Consider the following 23,212-nt stretch of genomic DNA (forward strand, 5'->3'; position numbering starts at 1 on the left):
CCGCAGAACATCCACCACATCCCACTCGACGAACCCACCCAACGCCCGCCCGCACTCCGCCAACCGCTCAGCGAACGCAGGCACCGCCTCCAACAGCTCCAACGCCATGCCCACCCACTGCGACCCCTGCCCCGGGAACACGAACACCGCCCTGGCCTCGCCCGGTGCCGAGCCGCTGACGGTCTCCGCGGACGCGGTTCCTTCGGCCAGCTTCTCCAGTCCTGCCAGCAGTTCGTCCGGGTCCTGGCCGATCACCGCGGCGCGGTGCTCGAAGGCGGAACGTGTGGCGGTGAGCGAGTGGGCGACGTCCAGAGGGTTCCACTCGGTGTCCCGCAGGAAGGCGGCGAGGCGCGCGGCCTGTGCGCGGGCGGCTTCCCGGCTGCGACCGGAGACGACGAGCGGTACGACGCGGGGTTCCGCGGGAGCCTCGTCCCGGGCGGTCGCGTCCGTCCCGGCCGTCGGCGGCTCTTCGATGATCACGTGGGCGTTGGTGCCGCTGATGCCGAAGGAGGAGACCCCGGCTCGCCGGGGCCGGCCGTCGGGCTCGGGCCACTGACGCGCCTCCGTCAGCAGCTCCACCGCACCCGCCGACCAGTCCACCTGCGGCGTCGGCTCATCCACATGCAAAGTCCGAGGCAGCACGCCATGCCGCATCGCCTCGACCACCTTGATGATCCCCGCGACACCAGCGGCCGCCTGCGTGTGCCCGATGTTCGACTTGATCGACCCCAGCCACAGCGGCTGGCCCTCCGGCCGGTCCTGACCGTAGGTGGCAAGCAGTGCCTGCGCCTCGATCGGGTCACCCAGCGTGGTTCCCGTACCGTGCGCCTCCACCACGTCCACGTCGTGTGTGGTCAGACCCGCGTTGCTGAGTGCCTGCCGGATCACCCGCCGCTGGGAGGGGCCGTTGGGCGCGGTCAGACCGTTGGACGCGCCGTCCTGGTTGACGGCTATGCCCCGCACCACGGCCAGCACCGGATGCCCGTTGCGCCGCGCGTCGGAAAGGCGCTCGACAGCGATCATGCCGACGCCCTCGCCCCACACGGTGCCGTCCGCACCGGCCGCGAACGACTTGCTGCGCCCGTCGGGCGACAGGCCGCGCTGGCGGCTGAACTCGATGAAGACCTCCGGCGTCGCCATCATCGCGACGCCCCCGGCGAGGGCCAGCGAGCACTCCCCCGACCGCAGCGCCTGCACGGCCAGGTGCAGGGCGATCAGCGAGGACGAGCACGCGGTGTCCACCGTCACCGAGGGGCCTTCCAGACCCAGCACGTAGGAGATGCGGCCCGAGGCGATGGCGCCGGTGCTGCTGTTGTACGTGTAGTCGTGGTACATCATCCCCGCGAAGACGCCCGTCGCGCTGGACCGGAGCGTCGCCGGGTCGATGCCCGCCCGCTCCAGGACCTCCCACGAGGCCTCAAGGAGGAGCCGCTGCTGCGGGTCCATCATCAGGGCCTCATTGGGGCTGATCCCGAAGAACGCGGGATCGAACTCGCCCGCCTGGTGCAGGAATCCGCCCTTGTTGGTGTAGCTGGTGTCGGGCCGCGTGCCCGTCGGGTCGTAGACGCGCTCGGTGTCCCAGCCGCGGTTGACGGGGAACTCGGAGACGGCGTCCCTCTCCTCGGCCACCAGTCGCCACAGCTCCTCGGGCGACTCGACGCCGCCCGGGTAACGGCAGGCCATGCCGATGATCACGATCGGGTCGTCGTCGGCGCCGGCCGCTGTGGTCACCGGGAGCACCTCGTCGGCCGTGCCCGAGACCTCCTCCAGCAGGTGGCGGGCCAGCGCGAGTGAGCTGGGGTAGTCGAACACCAGGGTCGTCGGGAGCCGCAGCCCCGTCTCGGCGGCGAGGCCGTTGCGCAGCTCCACGGCGCCCAGCGAGTCGAAGCCCAGGTCGCGGAAGGCCCGCTCGGGTTCGATGGCCTCGGGTCCTGCGTAGCCCAGGACGAACGCCGCCTGCGTGCGCACGATGTGGAGCAGCGCGCCCTCCCACTCGTCCTCCGGCAGTGCCGTGAGGCGCCGGCGCAGCGTGTCGGTGTCGGCCCGGACACCGGCCGCGCTGCGCCGGGCCACGGGAACCAGGCCGCGGAACAGCGCCGGCAGGGAGTCGGCCCGCGCGCGCAGGGGCGCGAGGTCCAGCTTGATCGGGATGACCAGAGGCGTGTGCAGCGCGCTCGCCGCGTCGAAGAGGGCGAGTCCTTCGTCCGCGGAGAGGGGCAGCACCCCGCCCTGCGCCAAGCGGGACTGATCCGCGGCGCTCAAGGCGGCGTTCATGCCACCCGCCTCTCCCCACAGACCCCAGGCCAGTGACAGGCCCGGAAGTCCCCGCGTACGACGATGAGCAGCCAGCGCATCCAAATAGGCGTTGGCGGCGGCGTAGTTGCCCTGCCCCGGCGCGCCCATCACACCCGCAGCCGACGAGAACAGCACGAACGCCGACAGGTCCATCCCCGCCGTCAGCTCATGCAGATGCCACGCCGCATCCACCTTCGGCCGCAACACCCGGTCCATACGCTCAGAGGACAGCGAGCCGATCGTGCCGTCATCCAGCACACCCGCCGTATGCACCACACCAGTCAAAGAACGCCCGGCCAGCAAAGACTCCAGCGCCTCCCGGTCGGACACATCACACGCCACCACCTCCACCTCAGCGCCCAGGCCGGACAGCTCCGCCACCAACTCACCAGCCCCCGGAGCCTCCAGACCCCGGCGACTGGTCAGCAACAGACTCCGCACACCATGCTCGACGACTAGGTGCCGGGCCACCAGCGAGCCCAGGCCACCCGTGCCACCCGTCACCAGCACCGTGCCCTCAGTGCCGAACGGCGGGACCGGAACGTCTGTCCGCCGCGCGGGGATCCGGGCCAGCCGTGCCCCGTACACCACGCCGTCGCGTACGGCGACCTGCGTTTCGCCCGAGGCGCGCACCTGCGGGAGGTCCGACTCGTCAGCGTCCGCCAGGATGATCCGCCCGGGGTTCTCCGACTGCGCCGAACGCACCAGACCCCACACCGCGGCCCCAGCCAGATCGGTGACCTCCTCGGCATCCACCGCCACCGCGCCGGAGGTCACCACCGCCAAGGTCGAGTCCGCACAGCGCTCATCAGCAAGCCACGCCTGCACCACCGACAGCACACGGGACGCCTCGGCACGCACCGCGTCCGCGTCACCGGCACCACCACCGCTGCGCAGCACCACCACATCCGCGACCGCGGCACCGGCCTCAAGCGCCTCCCACGCCACGACGGACGGCGCGGCACCAGTGGCGGTGGTGGTGACGGGCACGGGCGCCCACTCGGCCTCGTACAGGGCGTCGTGGCGCGCGGACGGCTCACCGGCCGAGGGCTCTCCGCTGAACTCCCGCAGGGCCAGTCGGCCCACGGAAGCCACCGGCAGTCCCGCCGCGTCCGCGACCTCTACGGTCACCGCGCCCGTACCCGCCGGGCCCACCCGCACCCGCAGCGCCGACGCACCCGAGGCGTACAACTCCACATCGGACCACGCGAACGGCAGTGCAGCCCGCTCACCGGCCACACCGGTCAAGGCGGTCACATGGAGCGCGGCATCGAGGAGCGCCGGGTGCAGACCGAACCGGGCCGCCTCCGACGCGGCCCGCTCGTCCAGCGCCACCTCGGCGAAAACCTCGTCCCCGCGCCGCCACGCCGCATGCAGGCCCTGGAAGACCGGACCGTACTCAAGGCCCGCCTCCGCCATCCCGGCGTAGAAACCGTCGAGTTCCACCACCTCGGCCCCCGACGGCGGCCAAGCGGCCGGTGCGGTCTCGGTGTGCTGTGTTCCCGGTACGAGTACGCCCGTGGCGTGCCGCGTCCAGTCCGGCGTGCCCGTGCCACGGGAGTAGACGCCGACCTGGCGGCTGCCGTCCTGGCCGGCAGGGCCCACGACGACCTGGACCTGCACGCTCCCCTGCGCGGGCAGGACGAGCGGCGTCTGGAGGGTCAGCTCCTCGATCCGGCCGCAGCCGACCTGGTCGCCCGCCCGGATGGCCAGTTCGACATGGCCGGTCCCGGGGAAGATGACGGTCCCGCCGACCTGGTGGTCGGCGAGCCACGCGTGCGACCCCACGGACAGGCGTCCGGTGAGGACCACCCCGCCCTCGCCCGGCGACACCACCACCGCGCCCAGCAGCGGGTGATCAGCGGCATCCAGACCCACCGACGCCACATCACCCCCACCAGCACCCGAGGTGTCCAACCAGTACCGCTCACGCTGGAAGGCGTACGTCGGAAGATCCACACGCCGCGCACCGCGCCCGGCGTAGAAGGCCTCCCAGTCCACCCGGGCCCCGTTCACATGCAACCGGGCCAACGCCGTGACCAGGGCCTCCGGCTCACCGCCATCCTTACGCAACGCCGCCACGCACGAGACGTCCTCCGCGTCGGCCAGGCAGTCCTGGACCATCGCCGTCAGCACACCCGACGGGCCCAACTCCAGGAACGTACGTACTCCTTCAGCATGCAGCGCAGCTACCTCATCCGCGAAACGGACCGCCTCCCGCACGTGCCGCACCCAGTACTCCGGATCCGTGACCGCACCCGTCATCGCGATCCGCGGCTCAGCGAACGACACCTCCTCCACTACCGCGCGGAAGTCGTCCAGCATCGGCTCCACCCGCGCCGAGTGGAACGCGTGCGACACCTCCAGGCGCCGCGAGCGCTCAAACCCCGCCGCCACAGCGAGTACGGCAGCCTCGTCACCGGAGATCACCACCGACCGCGGACCGTTCACCGCGGCAATGTCCACGCCCTCCACCAGGGCTGCACGGACCTCGTCCTCCGTGGCCACCAGGGACACCATCGCCCCACCCGGTGGCAGCGCCTGCATCAACCGGCCACGAGCCGCCACCACACGACCCGCATCCTCCAGCGACAACACCCCCGCCACATGAGCCGCCGCCAACTCCCCTACCGAGTGACCGCCCACGAAGTCCGGCACCACACCCCAAGACTCCACCAGGCGGAACAGGGCCACTTCCACGGCGAACAACGCCGACTGCGTGAACTCCGTACGACCCAACAGACCTGCGTCCTGGAAGACGGAACGATCCAGACCCACCGCCTCACACGCCGCGTCAAACGCCTCGGCGAACACCGGGAACACCTCGTACAACTCACGGCCCATCCCGACCCGCTGCGCCCCCTGCCCCGTGAACAAGAACGCGGTGAGACCGTCCGACGCGACACCGCGCACCACGTCCGGACGCGGCTTGTCGTCGGCGAGGGCTGCAAGGCCGGCCGTCCCGGTGTCGGTGGTACCGGCCAGCACCACGGCGCGGTGCTCCAGCGCGGCGCGCGCGGTGGCCAGGGAGTAGCCGAGGTCGAGCGAGGACGGCTCGTGCTCGGTGGCGTGGGCGTGGAGGCGTGCCGCCTGGGCGCGCAGGGCGGCGGCGCTGCGGCCCGAGACCGGCCACGGCACCGGTACGCCGTCGGGCCCGCCGGGCGCGGGCTCCTCCGCGGCGGGTTCCTCGGCGGGGGCCGCCTCGATGATCACGTGGGCGTTGGTGCCGCTGACGCCGAAGGAGGAGACGCCCGCGCGGCGCGGGTGCTCGTTCTCCGGCCACCGGCGCGCCTCGGTCAGCAGTTCCACCTCGCCCGCGGTCCAGTCGACGTAGGTCGACGGCCGGTCCACGTGCAGGGTCTTGGGCAGCACGCCGTGCCGTATGGCCTCGACCATCTTGATGACGCCGCTGACCCCGGCGGCCGCCTGGGCGTGGCCGATGTTCGACTTGACCGACCCCAGCCACAGCGGGCGGCCCTCCGGCCGGTCCTGGCCGTAGGTGGCGAGCAGTGCCTGCGCCTCGATCGGGTCGCCCAGGGTCGTCCCCGTGCCGTGCGCCTCGACGGCGTCGACCTGGGCGGCGGTGATGCGGGCGTTGGCCAGTGCCTGGCGGATGACGCGCTGCTGGGCGAGGCCGTTGGGCGCGGTGAGACCGTTGGAGGCCCCGTCCTGGTTGACCGCGGAGCCCCGGACGACCGCGAGCACCGGGTGCCCGTTGCGCCGCGCGTCCGAGAGGCGCTCCAGGAGGAGCATGCCGGCGCCCTCGCCCCAGCCGGTGCCGTCCGCGGCGTCGGCGAACGCCTTGCACCGGCCGTCCGGTGCGAGGCCGCGCTGCCTGCTGAAGGCGACGAAGGGGGCGGGGGTGGCCATCACCATGACACCGCCCGCGAGGGCGAGGCCGCACTCCTTCTTGCGGAGGGACTGCGCGGCGAGGTGGAGGGCGACGAGCGAGGACGAGCAGGCGGTGTCGACGGTGAGCGTGGGACCTTCGAGGCCGAGCGTGTACGCGATGCGCCCGGAGATGACGGCGGCCGACGCGGCGGTCGACATGAAGGCCTCGGCGATCTCCGGGACCTGGAGGAGAAGGTCTCCGTAGTCCTGGATGCCGGATCCGGCGAAGACTCCGACCTGCCGGCCGCGCATCGCCAGCGGGTCGATGCCGGCCCGTTCGAAGGCCTCCCAGGAGACCTCCAGCATGAGTCGCTGCTGGGGGTCGGTGGCGACGGCCTCGCGGGGTGCCATGTCGAAGAAGGCGGGGTCGAAATCGCCCGCGTCGTGGACGAAGCCGCCCTCGCGGACGTAGCTGGTGCCCGCCTGGTCCGGATCGGCGCCCTGGAGGCCGTCGAGGTTCCAGCCGCGGTCGTCCGGGAACTCGGAGATGGCGTCCCGGCCTTCGGCCACGAGGCGCCACAGCTCCTCCGGCGAGTGGACGCCCCCGGGGAAGCGGCAGCTCATCCCGATGATCGCGATGGGCTCCCGCTCCTCCTCCTCGATGTCCTGGAGCCGGCGCCGGCTCTGGTGCAGATCGGCCGTGACCCGCTTGAGGTATTCGAGGACCTTCTCGTCGTTCGCGTTCGTCGCCATCTGTACCTCACCTATGGGGCTGAGTGCCCGGCCGTCAGGCCGAGCCGAGTTCCTTGTCGATAAATGCGAGAACGTCGTCGGCGCTCGCGGCGTGGAGCACGTCGTTCAGATCGGCTCCACCCGCCACGGCGCCCGTGCTCCCGTTGAGCTTCGCGACGAGCGCCTGGAGACGGTCGACGACGCGGCCCTCGCGCAGGTCGTCGGGGGACAGCCCCGTCACGACGGCCTCGAAGCGGTCGAGCGCGGCGGTCACGGGCTCGTCGTCGGCCGCGGCACCGCCGGGGCTCAGCTCCGTCCGCAGGTACTCGGCGAGGGCCACGGGGCTGGCGTGGTCGAAGACGACGGTGGGCGGCATCCGCAGGCCGGTCGCGGTGTTCAGGGCGGTCCTCAGCTCCACCGCCGAGACGGAGTCGAAGCCGAGGTCGGTGAAGGCCCGCTTCGGCACGACCGAGGCCGGGGAGTCGTAGCCGAGCACGGCGGCCACGTGGGTGCGGACCAGGTCGAGCAGGACCCGGCCGTGCTCGGGCGCGGGGAGCGCGGCCAGCTCGGCCCGGAGACCCTGGTCGCCCGGTGCCCCGGCCGCCGCCCGGTCCGCCTCAAGGGCCGCCCGCGCCTCGGGGATGGCGTCGATGAGGGGGCGCGGCCGGGTGAGGGTGTAGGTCGGGGCGAAGCGGGACCAGTCGAACTCGGCGACGACCAGGTTGGTCTCGTCGTGCTCGACGGCCCGGCGCAGCGCGCCGACGGCGATGCGGGTGTCCATGGCGGGCGCACCGGTGCGCCGCATGAACGCGCTGATCTCCTCGTCGACCATGCCGCTGCCCAAGGGCCCCCAGGCCACGGACGTGGCGGGCAGTCCGCGGCCGCGGCGGCGGTGGGCCAGGGCGTCGAGGAAGGCGTTGGCTGCGCCGTACGCGGCCTGGCCTGCGCTGCCCCACACGGCGGCGCCGGAGGAGAACGTCACGAAGGCGTCGAGCGGGTGGTCGGCGAGCAGTTCGTCGAGCAGGACCGCGCCGCCGATCTTCGCGCGGCCCACCTCGGCGAACTCCTCCAGGGTGCTCCGCGTCAGCGGGGTGTCGAGCTGGGAGACGCCGGCCGCGTGCACCACGGCGGTCAGGGGCAGGTCGGCCGGGACGGAGTCGAGCAGGCGGCGCAGCGCCGCCCGGTCGGTGACGTCGCACGCCTCGATGGTCACGCGCGTGCCGAGGGCGCCCAGCTCCTCGGTCAGCCGTGCCATGCCGTCCGCGGCCCCGCCGCGCCGGCTGGTGAGGATCAGGTGTTCGGCGCCGAGGCCCGCGAGCCAGCGCGCCACCTGGGCGCCGACGCCGCCGGTGCCACCGGTGATCAGCGTCGTGCCGCGCGGCTTCCACGACCGCGACGCGGCCGGTGGGGTGGATCCGGCGTCGGCGCCGCTCGGTGCGGCACGCACCAGCCGCCGGGTGTGGAGCCCGTCGGAGCGGACCGCGAGCTGGTCCTCGGCCGATGGCCGCGCCAGGGCGCCGCACAGGAGTTCCGTCACGGCCTCGTCGACGTGCGGCGGTACGTCGATCATGCCGCCCCAGAACTCGGGGTGGTCGAGGGTGAGCGCCGCGGCCGCTCCCCACAGGGCCGCCTGGAAGGGGTGGGTGAGTTCCTGGGAGCCGTGCACCGCCGCCGCGCCGGAGGTGAGGCACCACAGGGGCGCGGTCAGGCCGACGTCGGCCGCGGCCTGCACCAGGGCCACCGTGGCCGCCGTACCGAGCGACAGGGTGGGGTGCTCCGGGTGCGCGCGGTCGTCGAGGGCGAGCAGCGACAGGACGCCGACGGGCTGCTCCTGGGGCGAGCGGTCCAGCCGGCCGCGGAGCGCCTCGGCGAGCGCGGTCCGGTCCGCCTCCGGTACGTGGAGCGGCGCCACGAGCGCGCCGTGCCGGGCAAGTCCTTCGACGACGGCGGTGGTCCGGGCGTCGTGGGCGAGTCCGGCCGGGACGACGACGAGCCAGGTGCCGTGCAGCGCGGCCGGTTCCCGCTCGGTCTGCCGCGTCCAGGTCAGACGGTAGCGCCAGGAGTCCCGCAGTTCCTCCTCGGCGGTCTCGTTCCGCCACCGCGCCATGGCGGGCAGCACCTCGCCGAGCGCCGGGGCCGCGACCCCGAGGCGGTCGGCGAGCGCGGGCAGGTCGGCCCGCTCCACGGCCTCCCAGAACCTGGCGTCGCCCGGTCCGGCCGCCGCGGCCGGCGCGGGGGTCTCCACCCGCGGCTCCCAGTAGTGCTCGTGCTGGAACGCGTAGGTGGGCAGGTCGATCGAGCGGGCGCCCTGACCGGCGTAGAAGGCCTGCCAGTCCACGCGCACGCCCCGGGTGTGCGCCGCTCCGAGCGCGAACACCGCCTCGCGCACCTCGTCGCGGTCCTTGCGTGAGACGGGTACGAAGGCGATGTCCGCGTCGGGTGCCACACAGTCGGGTCCCGTGGCGGTCAGGGCGGCGTCGGGCCCCAGCTCCAGGAACGTCGTGACGCCCCGGCCCTCCAGACACCGCACGCCGTCGGCGAAACGCACCGCTTCCCGCACGTGCCGCACCCAGTACTCGGCGGTGAAGGCCTCGCACACCTCCCCCGTCACGTTCGACACCACCGGGATCAACGGAACCCCGTACGAGAGCCCTTCGGCGACCGCACGGAACTCCGCGAGGATCGGCTCCATCAGCGGGGAGTGGAACGCGTGCGACACCGCAAGGCGTCGCGTCCTGCGGTCGCGCCCCGCGAACACTTCCACGATCCGCAGGACTTCCGCCTCCGCGCCCGAAATCACCACGGACATGGGGCCGTTGACCGCCGCGATGCTCACGTCGGCCGACAGCAGAGGCACCACTTCGTCCTCACCGGCCTCGACGGCGGCCATGGCCCCGCCCGACGGCAGCGCCTGCATAAGGCGCCCGCGAGCACCCACCAGTACGACCGCGTCGGCGAGGGACAACACGCCGGCCACGCACGCGGCGGCGATCTCGCCCACCGAATGTCCCGCCACACAGTCCGGGACCACGCCCCACGACTCCAGCAGGCGGAACAGCGCCACCTCGAAGGCGAACAGCCCGGCCTGGGCGAACGCCGTCCCGTTCAGTGCCTCCCCGTCGCCCCACACCACCTCGCGCAGCGAACGTCCGAGCACCTCGTCGAACGCGCCGCACACCTCGTCGAACGCGTCCGCGAACACCGGGAAGGCCTCATACAGCTCACGGCCCATGCCGACCCGCTGCGCACCCTGCCCCGTGAACAAGAAGGCCGTACGGCCCGCTCGGCCGACCGTGGCGCGGTACGCGTGCGCGGACGGCCTGCCCTCGGCCAGGGCGGTCAGCTCCCGTATCAGCGAGCGCTGATCCGTTCCGACCACCATGGCGCGGTGCTCCAGTGCCGCGCGCGAGGAGGCCAGTGAGTACCCGACGTCCACGGGGTCCAGCTCGGGACGGGGTGCCACCTGGTCAAGGAGGCGGACGGCCTGGTCGCGCAGGGCGCTCGCGGAGGCGCCGGAGAGCAGCCAGGGGATGACGGGCATGGCGAGGCCGGGGGCGCCTTCGCCGTCATCGGCGGCGCCGGTGGCGTCGGCCGGCTCCTCGGCGGCCGGGGGCTCCTCGACGATGACGTGGGCGTTGGTGCCGCTGACGCCGAAGGAGGAGATGGCCGCGCGCCGCGGCCGGCCGCTCTCGGGGGGCCAGGCCACGGCCTCGGTGAGCAGCTGCACGTCCCCCGCGGACCAGTCCACCTGTGGCGTCGGTTCCTCGATGTGCAGGGTGCGCGGCACGGTGCCGTGGCGCATCGCCATGACCATCTTGACGATGCCGCCGACTCCGGCGGCCGCCTGGGCGTGTCCGATGTTCGACTTCAGCGAGCCGAGCAGGAGGGGGCGCCCCTCGGGCCGGTGCTGTCCGTAGGTGGCGAGGAGCGCCTGCGCCTCGATGGGGTCGCCGAGCCGCGTGCCGGTGCCGTGCGCCTCGACCACGTCGATGTCGGCCGCGGTCAACCCGGCGTTGGCCAGGGCCTGTTCGATGACACGCTGCTGCGCGGGCCCGTTGGGCGCGGTCAGGCCGTTGGACGTGCCGTCCTGGTTGACGGCGGAGCCCCGCACGACCGCGAGCACCGGGTGCCCGTTGCGCCGGGCGTCCGACAGGCGCTCCACCAGCAGCCAGCCCACTCCCTCGCCCCAGCCGGTGCCGTCCGCCGACGCGGCGAAGGCCTTGCACCGGCCGTCCGGCGACAGCCCTCCTTGACTGCTGAAGCCGACGAACGCGTCCGGTGTGGCCATCACGTTGACGCCGCCGGCCAGCGCGAGGGTGCACTCGTCCGAGCGCAGGGACTGGATGGCCCAGTGGAGGGCGACCAGGGACGACGAGCAGGCGGTGTCCACGGTCACCGCCGGCCCTTCGAGGCCCAGGCTGTAGGCGACGCGGCCGGAGGCGATGGCACCCGTACTGTGGTTGTACGCGTAATCGTGGTAGACCATGCCGACGAATACGCCGGTGCGGCTGCCCTGCAATGCGGACGGATCGATCCTGCCGCGCTCCAGGGCTTCCCACGCGGTTTCAAGGAGGAGCCGCTGCTGCGGGTCCATTTCCTTGGCCTCGCGCGGGCTGATCTTGAAGAATTCGGCATCGAATTCATCGGCGCGGTGCAGGAAGCCGCCGCGCCGGGTGTAACTCTTGCCAGGAGTGCCCGGTTCCGGATCGTAAATTCCCGCAAGGTCCCAACCGCGGTTCTCAGGAAATCCTGAGGTGGCGTCCCGGCCCGCCGCCACCAGCTCCCAGAGGTCTTCCGGGGAGGTCACCTCTCCCGGAAAGCGGCAGCTCATGGCGACAATGGCGATCGGTTCATGCGCCCGCGCCTGAGTCTCGTGCAGCCGCCGACGGGTCTGCTTCAACTCGGCGGTGGCACGTCTGAGGTAGTCACGGAGCTTGTCGTCGTTCACGAACAACACCAACCAATCTCACCTGCGGGCTGCGCCGCGCGGAAAAGAACCCGGCCCGGGACTCGGCGCCCCGGGCAGGGCTCTGCTCAGCTGTGATTCGTCTCGGTTACTTGGCGCGGGCGGCGTCCATCACCGTGCGGACGGCGGCGACCGTGCGGTCCACGTTCTCCCGCGCGGTGAGGGGCCGCAGCTCCGCCGAGAGGACCTCGGCCGCCACGGGGACGTCGACGCCCTTGGCGTCGAGGGTGCGGATGAGCCGCACCAGGTCGAAGTCGCCCTCGCCCGGGAGCATGTTGTGGTGCAGGCAGTCGGCGAGCCGCGACTCCTTGGGCTCCGCCGCCGCGTCGCGCAGTTCCAGGCCGAAGACCGACTCGGCGGGCAGCCGGTCGAGAGCGGTCCACGGGTCGGGGTCGCGGAAGAAATGCCAGGTGTCGACGACGAAACCGCCGTTGGACCGGCCGGCCGCGAGGATCAGGTCGACCGTGTCGGCGTAGTCGAAACCGGGGTTGACCGACTGGGGCTCCATGGCCACCGAGATGCCGTGCTCGGCGGCCCGGTCGCACACGGCGGCGAAGCGCTCGACGACCTCGTCGCGCGGCGGCAGGTCGGTCGGCGTCATGATGACCGTCTTGATGCGCTTGATGCCGAACGTGTCGGCCAGCTCGTACATGTGCTGCTCACGGTCCCGGGCCATCGTCTGGTACTCGGGGTACTTGTCGCCGAAGTGCCAGGCGAACAGGATCTGCAACTCGCCGATGCTCACACCGTGCTCGTCGAGCACGCCCTTCAGCTCGTCCGCGGTGCGGGACTTCAGCAGCTCGTCGAATTCGTCGGCGTCGAATCCGATTCCGGTGACTTCCGCACCGGCCGCGGCGGCCACCCGCTCGTCGAAGGAGTAGCGCGGTGTTTCCCCCAGAGGGGCGCCGAGCAGGTGGAGGTAGGGCAGGAACACACCCTGACGGTCGAGCAGACCCATATCCGCGACTCCTATTCCTGTATTGACAGTGAGATCTGAACCGCGTCCCATTGAAACCAAGGGCCCACTGCGGCACCACATGATCGACCCCCTAAAGCCCGCCACCACCCCCTAACAGTGAACTCATCCGCTTCCGGGCACTGCTCATGGACCGGCCCAGCGCGTAGCATCCAGGCAGCGCCGCGCCACTGGGCCCGAAACGGGCGTCGTGCGGCATCCCATCGAAACGCTTCCTTGCACTGCCGGTATGAAAGGCTCGGAATGACTACGCTCTCTTCCGACCGCGTGCGCGCGGCACTGGACTCCCTTTACGCCGATGAGAAGGTGAAGGACGAACCCGTTGTCGCGGCCGTGATGGCCAAGAACCGGCCGCTGGGCTCGTACACGCATCAGGAACAGACCGAGATGCTGGCCGAGGCGTATATCTCCATCCCCCGGGAGGTAGGCGATCTGCTCTACCTGCTCGCGCGTAACCGCGGCGCCAAGCGCATCGTCGAGTTCGGCACCTCCTTCGGCATCTCCACGGTCTTCCTCGCGGCGGCCGCCCGTGACAACGGCGGCGAAGTGATCACGAGCGAGTGGCACGAGGGCAAGGCCGCGATCGCCTCGAAGAACATCGCCGACACGGGCCTCGGCGAACTCGTCGACGTGCGGGTGGGCGACGCCCTGGAGACGCTCAAGGAGCTGCCCGGCCCTGTCGACATGGTCTTCCTCGACGGGTGGAAGGACATATACCTGCCCGTGCTCAAGGTCCTGGAGCCGTCCCTCGCCCCCGGCGCGCTGGTGATCGCCGACGACATGGGCACGCTTCCCGAGCAGCCCTACTTCGACCACGTCCGTGACGGTGGCGCGTACCACAGCGTGCACGTCCCGATCGGCGACGGCCTGGAGATCTCCACGCGTCTTGCGTGACCCGACCCGCGGACGCCGTGCCCGTGGTACCCCCGACCACCGGCACGGCGTCCGCGCTCACGGCCTGCCCTCCCCGGCCCCGGCCTTGCGCGCCGAGTCGACGCGGAAGTCCATCGGCAGGTCCTCCCGCCGTCTGATGTTCAACTTCCGGTACACGCGGGTGAGATGCTGCTCGACCGTACTGACGGTGACGTAGATGCGGGCCGCTATCTCGCGGTTGGAATAACCGGCGGCCGCCAGGAGCGCCACCCGCCGCTCGGATCCGCTGAGCTTGGCGAACTGGTCGTTCCCCTCGGGCTCGCCCGCCTCGCCGGCAACGGCCTCGGGCGGCGCAGGGCGCGTCGCTGTCACCGCGGTACGGGGTGCCGCGGGCGCCTGCTTCTTGTGACAGCTCTTGCTGATCCGCCGCGCCCGGCGCGCGGCGGTCCTGGCCTTGGTCGTGTTGCCCAAGGCCCGGTAGGCGTCGCTGAGGTCGGCGAGGACGCGTGAGCTTTCGTAACGGTCGTCGCCCCGCTGTACCTCTCCGAGAGCCTGCTCCAGGACGGCCGGGCGCTCCTGGACCCCCCGGACCGCCGCCAGACAGCGCAGCGTGATGCCCCGGGCCCTCGGCAGGCCCTTGGGGCCGAGCTGGGTGAGCTGCTCCTCGATCAGGACGGCGGCCTGGTTCTCCCTGCCCATGCGCAGCCACGCCTCGGCGGCGCCCACCCGCCAGGGGGCCAACGCCGGGTTGTCGATGCCCCATTGGATCATCCGGTCGCCGCAGGCCATGAAGTCGGCGAGGGCCGCGTGCGCCCGGTCCGTCGCCAGGTGGTGCCTTCCGCGCGCGTACAGGTAGTGCAGGCCCGCGCGGGTCTCGAACAGCGCCGGGTTGATGGGGCGGCTGAGGCACTCCGCCGCGGCCTGGTGGTCCCCGGTGGCGGTGTGCGTCTCGATGAGCGTGCCCAGGAGCACTCCCACCACGTCGCTCCAGCCGTGGCCCGAGACGTAGGCCAGCGCGGCCTCGGCCCGTTCGGCGGCCGCGTCGAGCTGTCCCTGCCGCAGTGCGACGACGGCGCCCAGGGAGTTCATCACCGCCTCCCACACGGGCTCGTCGCGCTCGCGGGCCTGCTCCAGGAGGCGGTCGCACCAGTGGGCGGCGGTGTCGAGCAGGTCCGCGTAGACCAGGGCCATCACCGCGCAGCTGACGGTCAAGAAGTCCCCGTCGCCGCGGCGGACCTCCTCAAGGGCCTCCTCCGCCCTGGCGATCACGCGGTCGTCGGCGTTCCGCGTCAGCGCCGCGGCCAGCGCCCGGCAGGCGCGCAGGTCGCTCGGGCCCTGGTCCCACGACCGGGCGGGCCGGGGGGTGCCCGCCGCTCCCGCGAGGCCGAGCCGGGCGAGCAGCGCCGGGTAGGTGGACGCCAGGAGCAGGTGGGTCAACTCCCATTCGTCGCCCAGCTCATGGAGGTCGTAGGCGTCCGAGAGATGGCTGATGATCTCCACGGCGTCGTCGAAGTCGAGGCAGTGCAGCCTGGCCCTGGCCACGCGCAAGCCCTCCGCGCCGTCCATCGTGCCCGCGAGCACCGGCGCCTTGAGGGCGAGGAACCGCGCGCTGGACAGGGTGGGGTCGACGAGGGCGTACAGCTCGGCCAGGCGCGTCTTGAGCCGGTACCGCCCGCGCTGGCCGGAGCAGCACTCGACGGCGAACTGCTGGTACTCGATGGCACGCCTGGTGTCGCCCTCGGCGACCGCGCGGGCCGCCGCCTCCTCCAGGAGCGGCAGGACCCACTCCTGCGGCAGCGGTCCCGCGGCCATGAGCCGCTCGATCACGGGACGGCTCGGCACGCCCGCCTCGTGCAGCAGCCGGGCGGCGTCGTAGCGAAGCCTGCTGACCTCGTCGACGGGCGTGGAGTCGAGGACCGCCGCGGCGGCGGACCGGTGGCGGAACCTCATGCCGACGAGGACACCGGCCGCGTTGAGCATCCGGACGATCCTCCCGGCGCCGGCGGCACCCCGGCCGCTCAGCCGCCCCAGGGTCGCGAGGTCGGCCGAGCCGTCCAGGACGGCGATGCCGCGGGCCACCTCCACGGCCGGCTGCCCGATCCGGTGCACGCAGCGCACGACGGCCTGTCCGAAGGCGGCTCCGACCAACGGGCCGCCGGACCAGCCCGCTTCGCGCAACGCGTTGACCAGCAGGGGGTTGCCGCCGGTGAGGCCGTGGTACCGCGGTGCGAGCGCGGCGGACTCGGCCGCTCCCAGGGTCCCGGTGAGGAGCTGGGCGATGCCGTCGACGGACAGGGAGTCGACCCGGATGCGCCGGACGTTCGGATCGCGGAAGAATTCCCGCAGCATGGCGGGGGTCTCCAGGCCCGACTGGGGGTCCCAGGCGAAGACCAGGGCGAGCGGCCTGTCCTTCAGGCCGTGGGCGAGGTGCTGTAGGCAGAAGAGGGACTCCGGGTCGGTGTACTGGACGTCGTCGACCGTCAGGAGCACCGTCCCGCGCGCCGTCATGTCGGCCACGGCCCGGTGGCTCTCCCGCACGATCCGTCTGAGCCCCTGCCCGCTCGCCGCCAGGTCCGCGACGGTCGCGCCGCCGGGGCCCACCGTCACCCCGTGCGCGTCGAAGAGCCTGCCGAGCGTGGCGTACGGAAGGTGCTGCTCGTCACGGGCGCTCACCGCGCTCAGCACCGTGATGTCCGACGACTCGGCACGCTCGTTGAGTACACCGAGCAGAGCCGATTTGCCCATCGTCGCGCAGCCACTGATCACCGTGACGACGGAATTTCTCTCAGTGGACTCGATCAGGATATCGCCCAATTCACCGACGATTTGTTCGCGCTCCACCAACAACACCAGTTTGACCCCCGTCAAGATGGCCTCGGACACCTGGCGTTCACATCCGCAGGATGTGCGTCAGCCGCCCAGAGGAACCCCGATTGTGGAGGTGCGAGCCCCTACGCCTGTGACGCGGCGTGATCGTAACGCGCGTAGCGTAGCCGTGCACCTCCAGCCACCGGCGTCCCACGTTACCGTCATAGGGGTTGACTCAACCCCCCTACTAGTCAGGGGTTTCCACCGGCTCGGAGAGGGCCCTAGGGCCGCCCCGCCGGGCTCGCCCCGTAGGGGTTGCCACCTTTGCCAAGGCATGACCAAAGCTTTCCGGCCACTCCTTGACCCCAACCTCGGCCACTCCTTACGGTGTCGCCGTTAAACAGTTTCGACGAGGACAGGCGACCCTATTGGGGTGTTGCCCGGCAACCAGCCTGTGACCTGTCGGACGTTGAACATGGGGGACTGTTAGCGTTGTTGTTGTCGGAACGTACGCAACTCATCGGGCAGTGGCGCGCTTTGCTGGACAAAGCCGACAAGGGCGTGCCGGCCACTGCGATTATCAGCGGGACAACCGCCATGGGGAAGAGCACTCTTCTGCATGGCCTGGAGAAGCAGGTCGCGGCAGCCGGTGTCACCGTTCTCAACACCGAGTGCCCACGCGTCGAGCAGGATCGACCGTATTCCACCCTGCGACGGCTTTTCAACCGTACGGTTTTATTGGAAGGATCCTCGGATCCCTTTCCCGCCACGGCCCCGGCCGGCAAGAGGGAACTCGTGGAGACCGCGCTGCGCACGCTCACCGCGGTGACCGAGCTGGCCTCTCGGGGCCCGCTTCTCATCAGCGTCGATGATTTGCAGTACGCCGACGCGGCCTCGCTGCACTGCCTCCAGTACGTGGCGCACCACCCCACCCCGGCCCAGGTCGCTTTCCTGTTCACCTGGAACCCGTCGCACGAGCGGACGCCCCAACCGGCCCTGGACGAGCTGCTGTACCACCCGGCTCTGCGGCGGGTCCACCTCGATCCGCTGACCTGCGCGGACATCGCAGAGATGCTGCGGGAGCGGCTGGACCTCGCCGAACCGGACGACTGGGCGGACGTCTACCACTCCTTGTCCGGCGGGAATCCCCTGCTGACGCAGGCCCTTCTGAACGACGCGGACGGGTCCGGCAGCGGGTTCCGGGACGCCGTCCTCGACTGCCTCCGGCGCGCCGGCGGGATGGCCCTGCGCATCGCCCGTTCCCTCGCGGTGCTCGGCGAGCCCGCCGACGAACTGCTGCTGAGCAGGCTCAACGGCCTCAGCCCTCTGAAGACCCGGCATGTCCTGGCCCAGCTCGGCGACATCGGCGTCCTTGACGGCCCACGCTTCCGGCACGACGCCACCCGCTCGGCCGTCCTCGACGACCTGCCCGCGCAGGAGGGGGCGGAGCTGCGCTACCGCGCGGCACACCTCCTCCACCAGGAGGGCGAGCCGTCCGCCGTCATCGCACGGCAGCTGCTCACCGCGGGCCCGCTGCGCGAGGACTGGGTGCTCCCCGTCCTCAGGGAAGCGGCGCGCACCGCCCTGAGCGACAACGACGTCACGTTGTGCCTGCGCTACCTCCACCTGCTCAGCGAGTGCTGCCAGGACGAGGGGCAGCGCTACGCCGTCATGGCCTGGATCGCGGAGGTCGAGTGGCTGCGCAAGCCCGCCGCCGCCGTTCCGTACATCCTCGCTCTCAAGGAGCCCGTCCTGAGCGGCGCGGTGGACAGCGCCTCCGCGCTGACGACCGCCGAACTGCTCCTTTCCAGCCTCCAGTTCGACGACGCGCTGGAGATCGTCGGCCATCTCGACGAGCAGGCGACGGGCGAACGTCCGCAAGGGGCGGCCGAGTCGCTAGCGGCCCACCTCATCGTCGCGTCCACCTACCCCGGTCTCGGACCGCGGCTGCGGGAGCCGGGCATACCCCTCCCGCGCTCCTCCCACATCGCCGTCCTTGCCGGCTACCCGCCCGCCCTGCGTGCCCACCACGCGCTGTGGGAGGTGTTGACGCAGCAGGCGGACAAACACAGCATCGCCCAGGCCGAACAGGTGCTTCAGGACGGCGGCTTCGCCCAGAACTCGTGCCGGGTGATCGGTCCTGCGATCCTGTCCCTCGTCTACGCCGACATGCTGGAGTCCGCCGCCGCCTGGTGCGACCGCTTCCTGAAGGGGCCGACCCACCACGACGTGTCCGCGTGGCGGGGGGTGATCGGCGCGATCAGCGCGCTGGTCTCCTTCCGGGAGGGGCACCTGGACGTGGCGGTGAAGGAGGCCGAGGCCTCGCTCGCCCACCACCAGGGGCCCGAGTGGAACCAGAGTTCGGGGCTCGCCCTCGCCACCCTGGTCGAGGCCCACACGGCGATCGGCGACCACGACAAGGCCGCGGCGCTCCTTGCCGGGCCGCTGCCTGCCGCCCTCCTCGAAACCCGGGCGGGCCTGCACTATCTGCACGCGCGCGGCCGGCACCACCTGGCGGTGGGCCGTCCCGAGGCGGCTCTCGACGACTTCAACGCGTGCGGCGAGCGGATGGTCAGGTGGAACGTCGACACCCCCTCGCTCGCCCCGTGGCGGGCCGGTGCGGCGGAGGCATGGCTGTCCCTGGGGCAGCGCCGCCGGGCCGCGGAGCTGCTGGAGATACGGACCCCCGCGTCCGGCCTCGACCTGATCCGGGCCCGCGGGATCACCCTGCGGGGCCAGGCGGCCCTGCGCGGGGTCCAGGAGCGGCCGCCGCTGCTCGAACGGTCGCTCCAGGCGCTTCAGCAGAGCGGCGACCGCTACAACACCGCCCAGGTCCTGGCCGATCTCAGCGAGGCCTATCAACTGCTGGGCGACAAGGCCAAGGCCCGCGCGGCCGCGCGCAGGGCCCGCCGGATCGCGGAGAGCTGTCACGCGGACAAGCTCTGCCGGTCCTTGGGCGCCGCCTATCTGCCGCCGGCGAAGACGCACGAGACGTACGCGGATCCCGATGACGGCGACAAGTTCGCGAAGCTGAGCGACTCCGAGCGGCGCGTGGCCGTGCTTGCCGCCCAGGGGTACACCAACCGGGAGATCTCCGACAAGCTCCACGTCACGGTCAGCACGGTCGAGCAGCATCTCACCCGGGTGTACCGGAAGATGCACATCAGGAACCGGGAGGAGCTGCCCACGGAGTTCCACATCGACACCGCTCAGGTCATCTGACACCGCTCAGGTCATCTGACACTGCTCAGGTCATCTGACACCGCTCACGCGTCGTCCCAGAACAGCAGTCCGGCAGCCCGCATCTCGCCCAGCCACGCGTCGAACTCGAAGCGCACCCACACCGGGTCCGTGTCCCACAGTTGGGCTAGTTCCTCGACGGCGAGATCGGGCTGCCCGACGTACTGTTGCAGGGCGATCCACATGGCGGCCGTCGAAGGGCCGTACCGGTAGACCTCGTCGGCCCACTCGCTGTACAACTCCAGGCACCCGTTGTCTAACACGGTCACCCTCAGATCCCTGGCGAGCCTGATGGCCATGCGTCTCCCGGGCATACCGTGTTCAGTCAGGGCGCCGCACACTGTACGGTGCCCAGAACATTACCGTAATGACCCCCTGCGGGGGCAGGCTTGCCGCTGCCGCGGCAGACAGCGGAAACCGGTCAACAGACAGCGGAAGCCGGTCAGCAGACAGCGGAAGCCGGTCACACGCGACGGGGGGCACATGTGACCGGCGGTCCTTGGGGGGCGGTCCCGCCCCGCTACCGCTGCTCGCTCAGGCGGCGGCCTCCGTCAACGCACGGGCTCCGTCGGCGAGGTTCTGGGAGAGGCCCTCACCGAGCGCGGCTCCCATCTCCTCGCTGCCCGGCCCCTCCAGCTCCACCCGGTGGGTGATCCGCGCGCCGCCACCCGGCAGCGCGGTGACCTGGCAGCGGGTGCGCAGCACCACGTCCCCGTTGACCGGCGACTCGATGACGAAGCTCTCCTTGTCGGCCACCGCGGTGAGCTTGATCGGCACGTCGCCGTAGGCCTCGGAGGTGATGACGCCCTCGGTGCCGGCGGCGAACGCCCCGTCGAGCGCGATGGACTTGGTGCCCGGGTTCCACTTCGGCCAACCGCTCAGGTCGACGTACTGGGCCCAGACGGCCTCCGGCGCCGCCGCGGTCTCAGCGCTGACTTCGTGGTTCCACATTGCTTGCTCCTGTTTCAACTGTTGTGACTGTTACGACGTGCGGATCGTGAGTTCTCTTGCGAGTCAGCGCACCGACACCGGCGGGGCCGGCTGGGGGCGCTGTTCCGTCGGCGGGACGCCCGAGTCCTCGGGAGCGCCGTGCGAAATATGCGGGAGCCAGCGCAGAATGCGCGGCATGTACCAGTTCTTCTCGCCGAGCAGCATCATGGCCGAGGGCAGCAGCACCATGCGGACGATCGTCGCGTCCAACAGGACCGCGACCGCGAGGCCGATGCCCATCTGCTGCATGTCCTGCATCGACAGCGTGGCGAAGATCGCGAACAGTGCGACCATGATGACGGCGGCGCCGGTGATCGCCCCGGCCGTCGCCCGGATGCCCTCGCGGATCGCTTCGCGGGTCGGGGCGCCCTGGTCGCGCGCCTCCCTGATCCGTGAGACGACGAAGACGTGGTAGTCCATCGACAGGCCGAACAGGACGACCAGGACGAACAGCGGCATCCACGCCTCGATGACGCCGACCGGCTCGGTGCCCAGCCACTCCTCGCCCCAGCCGTGCTGGAAGACACCGGTCATCGCGCCGTAGGCGGCCGCCACGGACAGCAGGTTGAGGACGATCGAGACGAGCGCGATCGGCAGTGAGCGGAAGCAGATCAGCATCAGCAGGAAGGTCACGCCCACGATGAAGGCCAGGACCGGGACGATGCCGCGCTTGAGCTGCTTGTTGAAGTCGACCGACGACGCCAGCTCACCGGTGACGTACGCCTTGGAGACCGCCGGACCCAGCTCGCGCGGCACGAGTTCCTCGCGCAGCTTCTCCAGCGCCGCCCTGCTGCGGGCGTCCGTACCGCGTCCGGCCAGCGGGACCTTGATCTCGGCGACGTTCTGCCGCTCGTGCACCACGGTCCGGACGCCGCTGCCGAAGTCGCCGCTGCGGGCCGCCGCCGCCTCGAAGCCGGCCAACGCCTTCTTGACCTCGGGCGCGGCGATGTCGTCGGCCTTGAGGACCACCGTCGCCGGGGCGGGGCCGCCCGGGAAGGTCTTGGTGATGTGTTCGTAGCCGACCCGCAGCGGGGCGGAGGCGGGCATCTGCTTGTCCGGGCCCAGTTGCTCGGTCTTCATGCCGAGTGCGGGATACGCGAGGGCCAGCATCGCGGCGACGGCCAGCAGGGCGAAGAGGGCGGGAGCCGCCAGGACGGGCCGCAGCAGCGCGCCGGAGATCCGGCCGCTGCTCCTCGGGCCGCGGCGCCGCGTCCCACCGAGGAACGGCACCTTCCCCTTGTTCACCCGGTCACCGAGCAGGGACAGCGTGGCGGGCAGGACGGTCACCGAGCCCAGCATGGCGATGACGACCACCAGGATGGTGGCGACCGCGAACCCCTTGAAGATCAGCAGCCCGGACAGGAACATCCCGGCCATGGCGACCATCACGGTGAGCCCGGAGACCAGGACCGCCCGGCCCGAGGTGGCCGCGGCGATGCGCAGCGCGGTCTCCGCGTCCCGGCCCGCGGCCCGCTCGTCGCGCTCGCGCCGCAGGTAGAAGAGGCAGTAGTCGATTCCGACGGCGAGCCCCATCAGGAGCATCACCGACGTGGTGGTCTCCATCATGTGCAACTTGAAGCTGATGAGGGCCAGCAGACCGTTGGCCGCCATGAAGGCGGTCATCGCGAGGGCCACGGGTAGCAGGGCCGCGACCAGCGCGCCGAAGGCGACCAGGAGGATGCCCAGGGCCAGGGGCACCGCGGTCCACTCGGCCTTCTTGAAGTCGTCCGCCAGCATGTCGCTGAGCCAGTGGCCCGCGCTGGCCTCGCCGTACTGGTGGATCTCGACCTCGTCGTGGCCGCGCCGCACCTTCTCGACCGCGTCGATGACGGGCTGCACCCGGTCCTCCGCGGTGGCCGACTCGCCCTTCACCTCGAAGGTGACCAGGGCGGATCTGCGGTCCTTGGAGGGCAGCGGGCCCTTGAGCCGCTGGACCTCGCCGGTGCCCTTGATCTGCGCGGTGAGGTCGCGGGCCGCCCGCTGCCAGCGCGTGCCGTCCTTGGCGGTCACCATGACGAGTTCGTCCGCCGGGTCGTTGACCCCGGAGTCCTCGAGGATCTGCCGGGCCCGGGCGGAGTCCCCCGCGTCCAGCTCCGCCAGGGAGGCCTCCTGCAACCCGGCCGAACCGCCGAGGCCCGCCGTGACCACCACGAAGAGGAGCCACCCGATGATCGCTGTTTTGCGGTGCCTGGTGCTCCACCCCCCAAGCCTGCCCGCGATTCCCAGTCTGCTGGCCACGACTCTCCATTCCGCGGACAGCACGGCCCGCCGCAAGGAACTGTTTATGCGGTACATCCTTGTGTTTAGGTTATACGCAGATCCAGAAGAGGTGTCAACGAACGGCCGCGCCGCCCCACGCCGAAGCCCCGGACGCCCACCTCCGGACAGCGCCCTCACCACGCCCCCCTGCCGCCGCCGGGCCACCCGCTACACTGGCCGCGGTGGCGCAGCCCTGACCGGCCGCACCACCACGACGCTGCCGGGATCACCCCGGCGGAGCC

General features: G+C 71.5%; 9 protein-coding genes. 2 read left to right on the forward strand and 7 right to left on the reverse strand.

Annotated elements, in window-relative coordinates; genetic code table 11:
* The 3 genes from AC07GB_RS38135 to AC07GB_RS38145 all read right to left on the reverse strand — a co-directional run.
* Positions 1-6,879 (reverse strand): SDR family NAD(P)-dependent oxidoreductase (locus AC07GB_RS38135; RefSeq protein ID WP_478853865.1); only part of this gene is annotated, 6,879 nt, incomplete at its 3' end.
* Positions 6,880-6,913: 34 nt separating this feature from the next.
* Complete coding sequence (locus AC07GB_RS38140) at positions 6,914-11,815, reverse strand: type I polyketide synthase (RefSeq protein ID WP_478853911.1); 4,902 nt, start codon at positions 11,813-11,815, stop codon at positions 6,914-6,916.
* A 97-nt stretch (positions 11,816-11,912) separates the two neighbouring features.
* Positions 11,913-12,782: a sugar phosphate isomerase/epimerase family protein gene (locus AC07GB_RS38145; protein WP_478853867.1), complete on the reverse strand. Its 870-nt coding sequence runs from the start codon at positions 12,780-12,782 to the stop codon at positions 11,913-11,915.
* 261 nt (positions 12,783-13,043) lie between these two features.
* On the opposite strand from AC07GB_RS38145, the gene AC07GB_RS38150 reads away from it, so the two are divergent.
* Positions 13,044-13,694, forward strand: coding sequence for an O-methyltransferase (locus AC07GB_RS38150; RefSeq protein WP_478853869.1), 651 nt, complete (start codon positions 13,044-13,046; stop codon positions 13,692-13,694).
* A 57-nt stretch (positions 13,695-13,751) separates the two neighbouring features.
* Here AC07GB_RS38150 and AC07GB_RS38155 read toward each other — a convergent pair whose 3' ends face one another.
* Positions 13,752-16,556, reverse strand: a complete 2,805-nt coding sequence (locus AC07GB_RS38155) for a helix-turn-helix transcriptional regulator (RefSeq protein WP_478853871.1) — start codon at positions 16,554-16,556, stop codon at positions 13,752-13,754.
* A 312-nt stretch (positions 16,557-16,868) separates the two neighbouring features.
* Between AC07GB_RS38155 and AC07GB_RS38160 the strand changes: the two genes are divergently transcribed.
* Positions 16,869-19,703: a helix-turn-helix transcriptional regulator gene (locus AC07GB_RS38160; RefSeq protein WP_478853873.1), complete on the forward strand. Its 2,835-nt coding sequence runs from the start codon at positions 16,869-16,871 to the stop codon at positions 19,701-19,703.
* A gap of 44 nt (positions 19,704-19,747) precedes the next feature.
* On the opposite strand, the gene AC07GB_RS38165 is transcribed toward AC07GB_RS38160, so the two are convergent.
* The 3 genes from AC07GB_RS38165 to AC07GB_RS38175 form a co-directional block, all read right to left on the reverse strand.
* Entirely contained in the window at positions 19,748-19,984 is a 237-nt protein-coding gene (locus AC07GB_RS38165; RefSeq protein ID WP_478853875.1) for a PqqD family protein, read from the reverse strand.
* 271 nt (positions 19,985-20,255) lie between these two features.
* Positions 20,256-20,672: an SRPBCC family protein gene (locus AC07GB_RS38170; RefSeq protein ID WP_478853877.1), complete on the reverse strand. Its 417-nt coding sequence runs from the start codon at positions 20,670-20,672 to the stop codon at positions 20,256-20,258.
* 63 nt (positions 20,673-20,735) lie between these two features.
* Positions 20,736-23,006, reverse strand: a complete 2,271-nt coding sequence (locus AC07GB_RS38175) for an MMPL family transporter (protein ID WP_478853879.1) — start codon at positions 23,004-23,006, stop codon at positions 20,736-20,738.
* Between the last annotated feature and the right edge of the window lie 206 nt (positions 23,007-23,212).

The organism is Streptomyces sp. NPDC045778 (genome assembly GCF_056431945.1).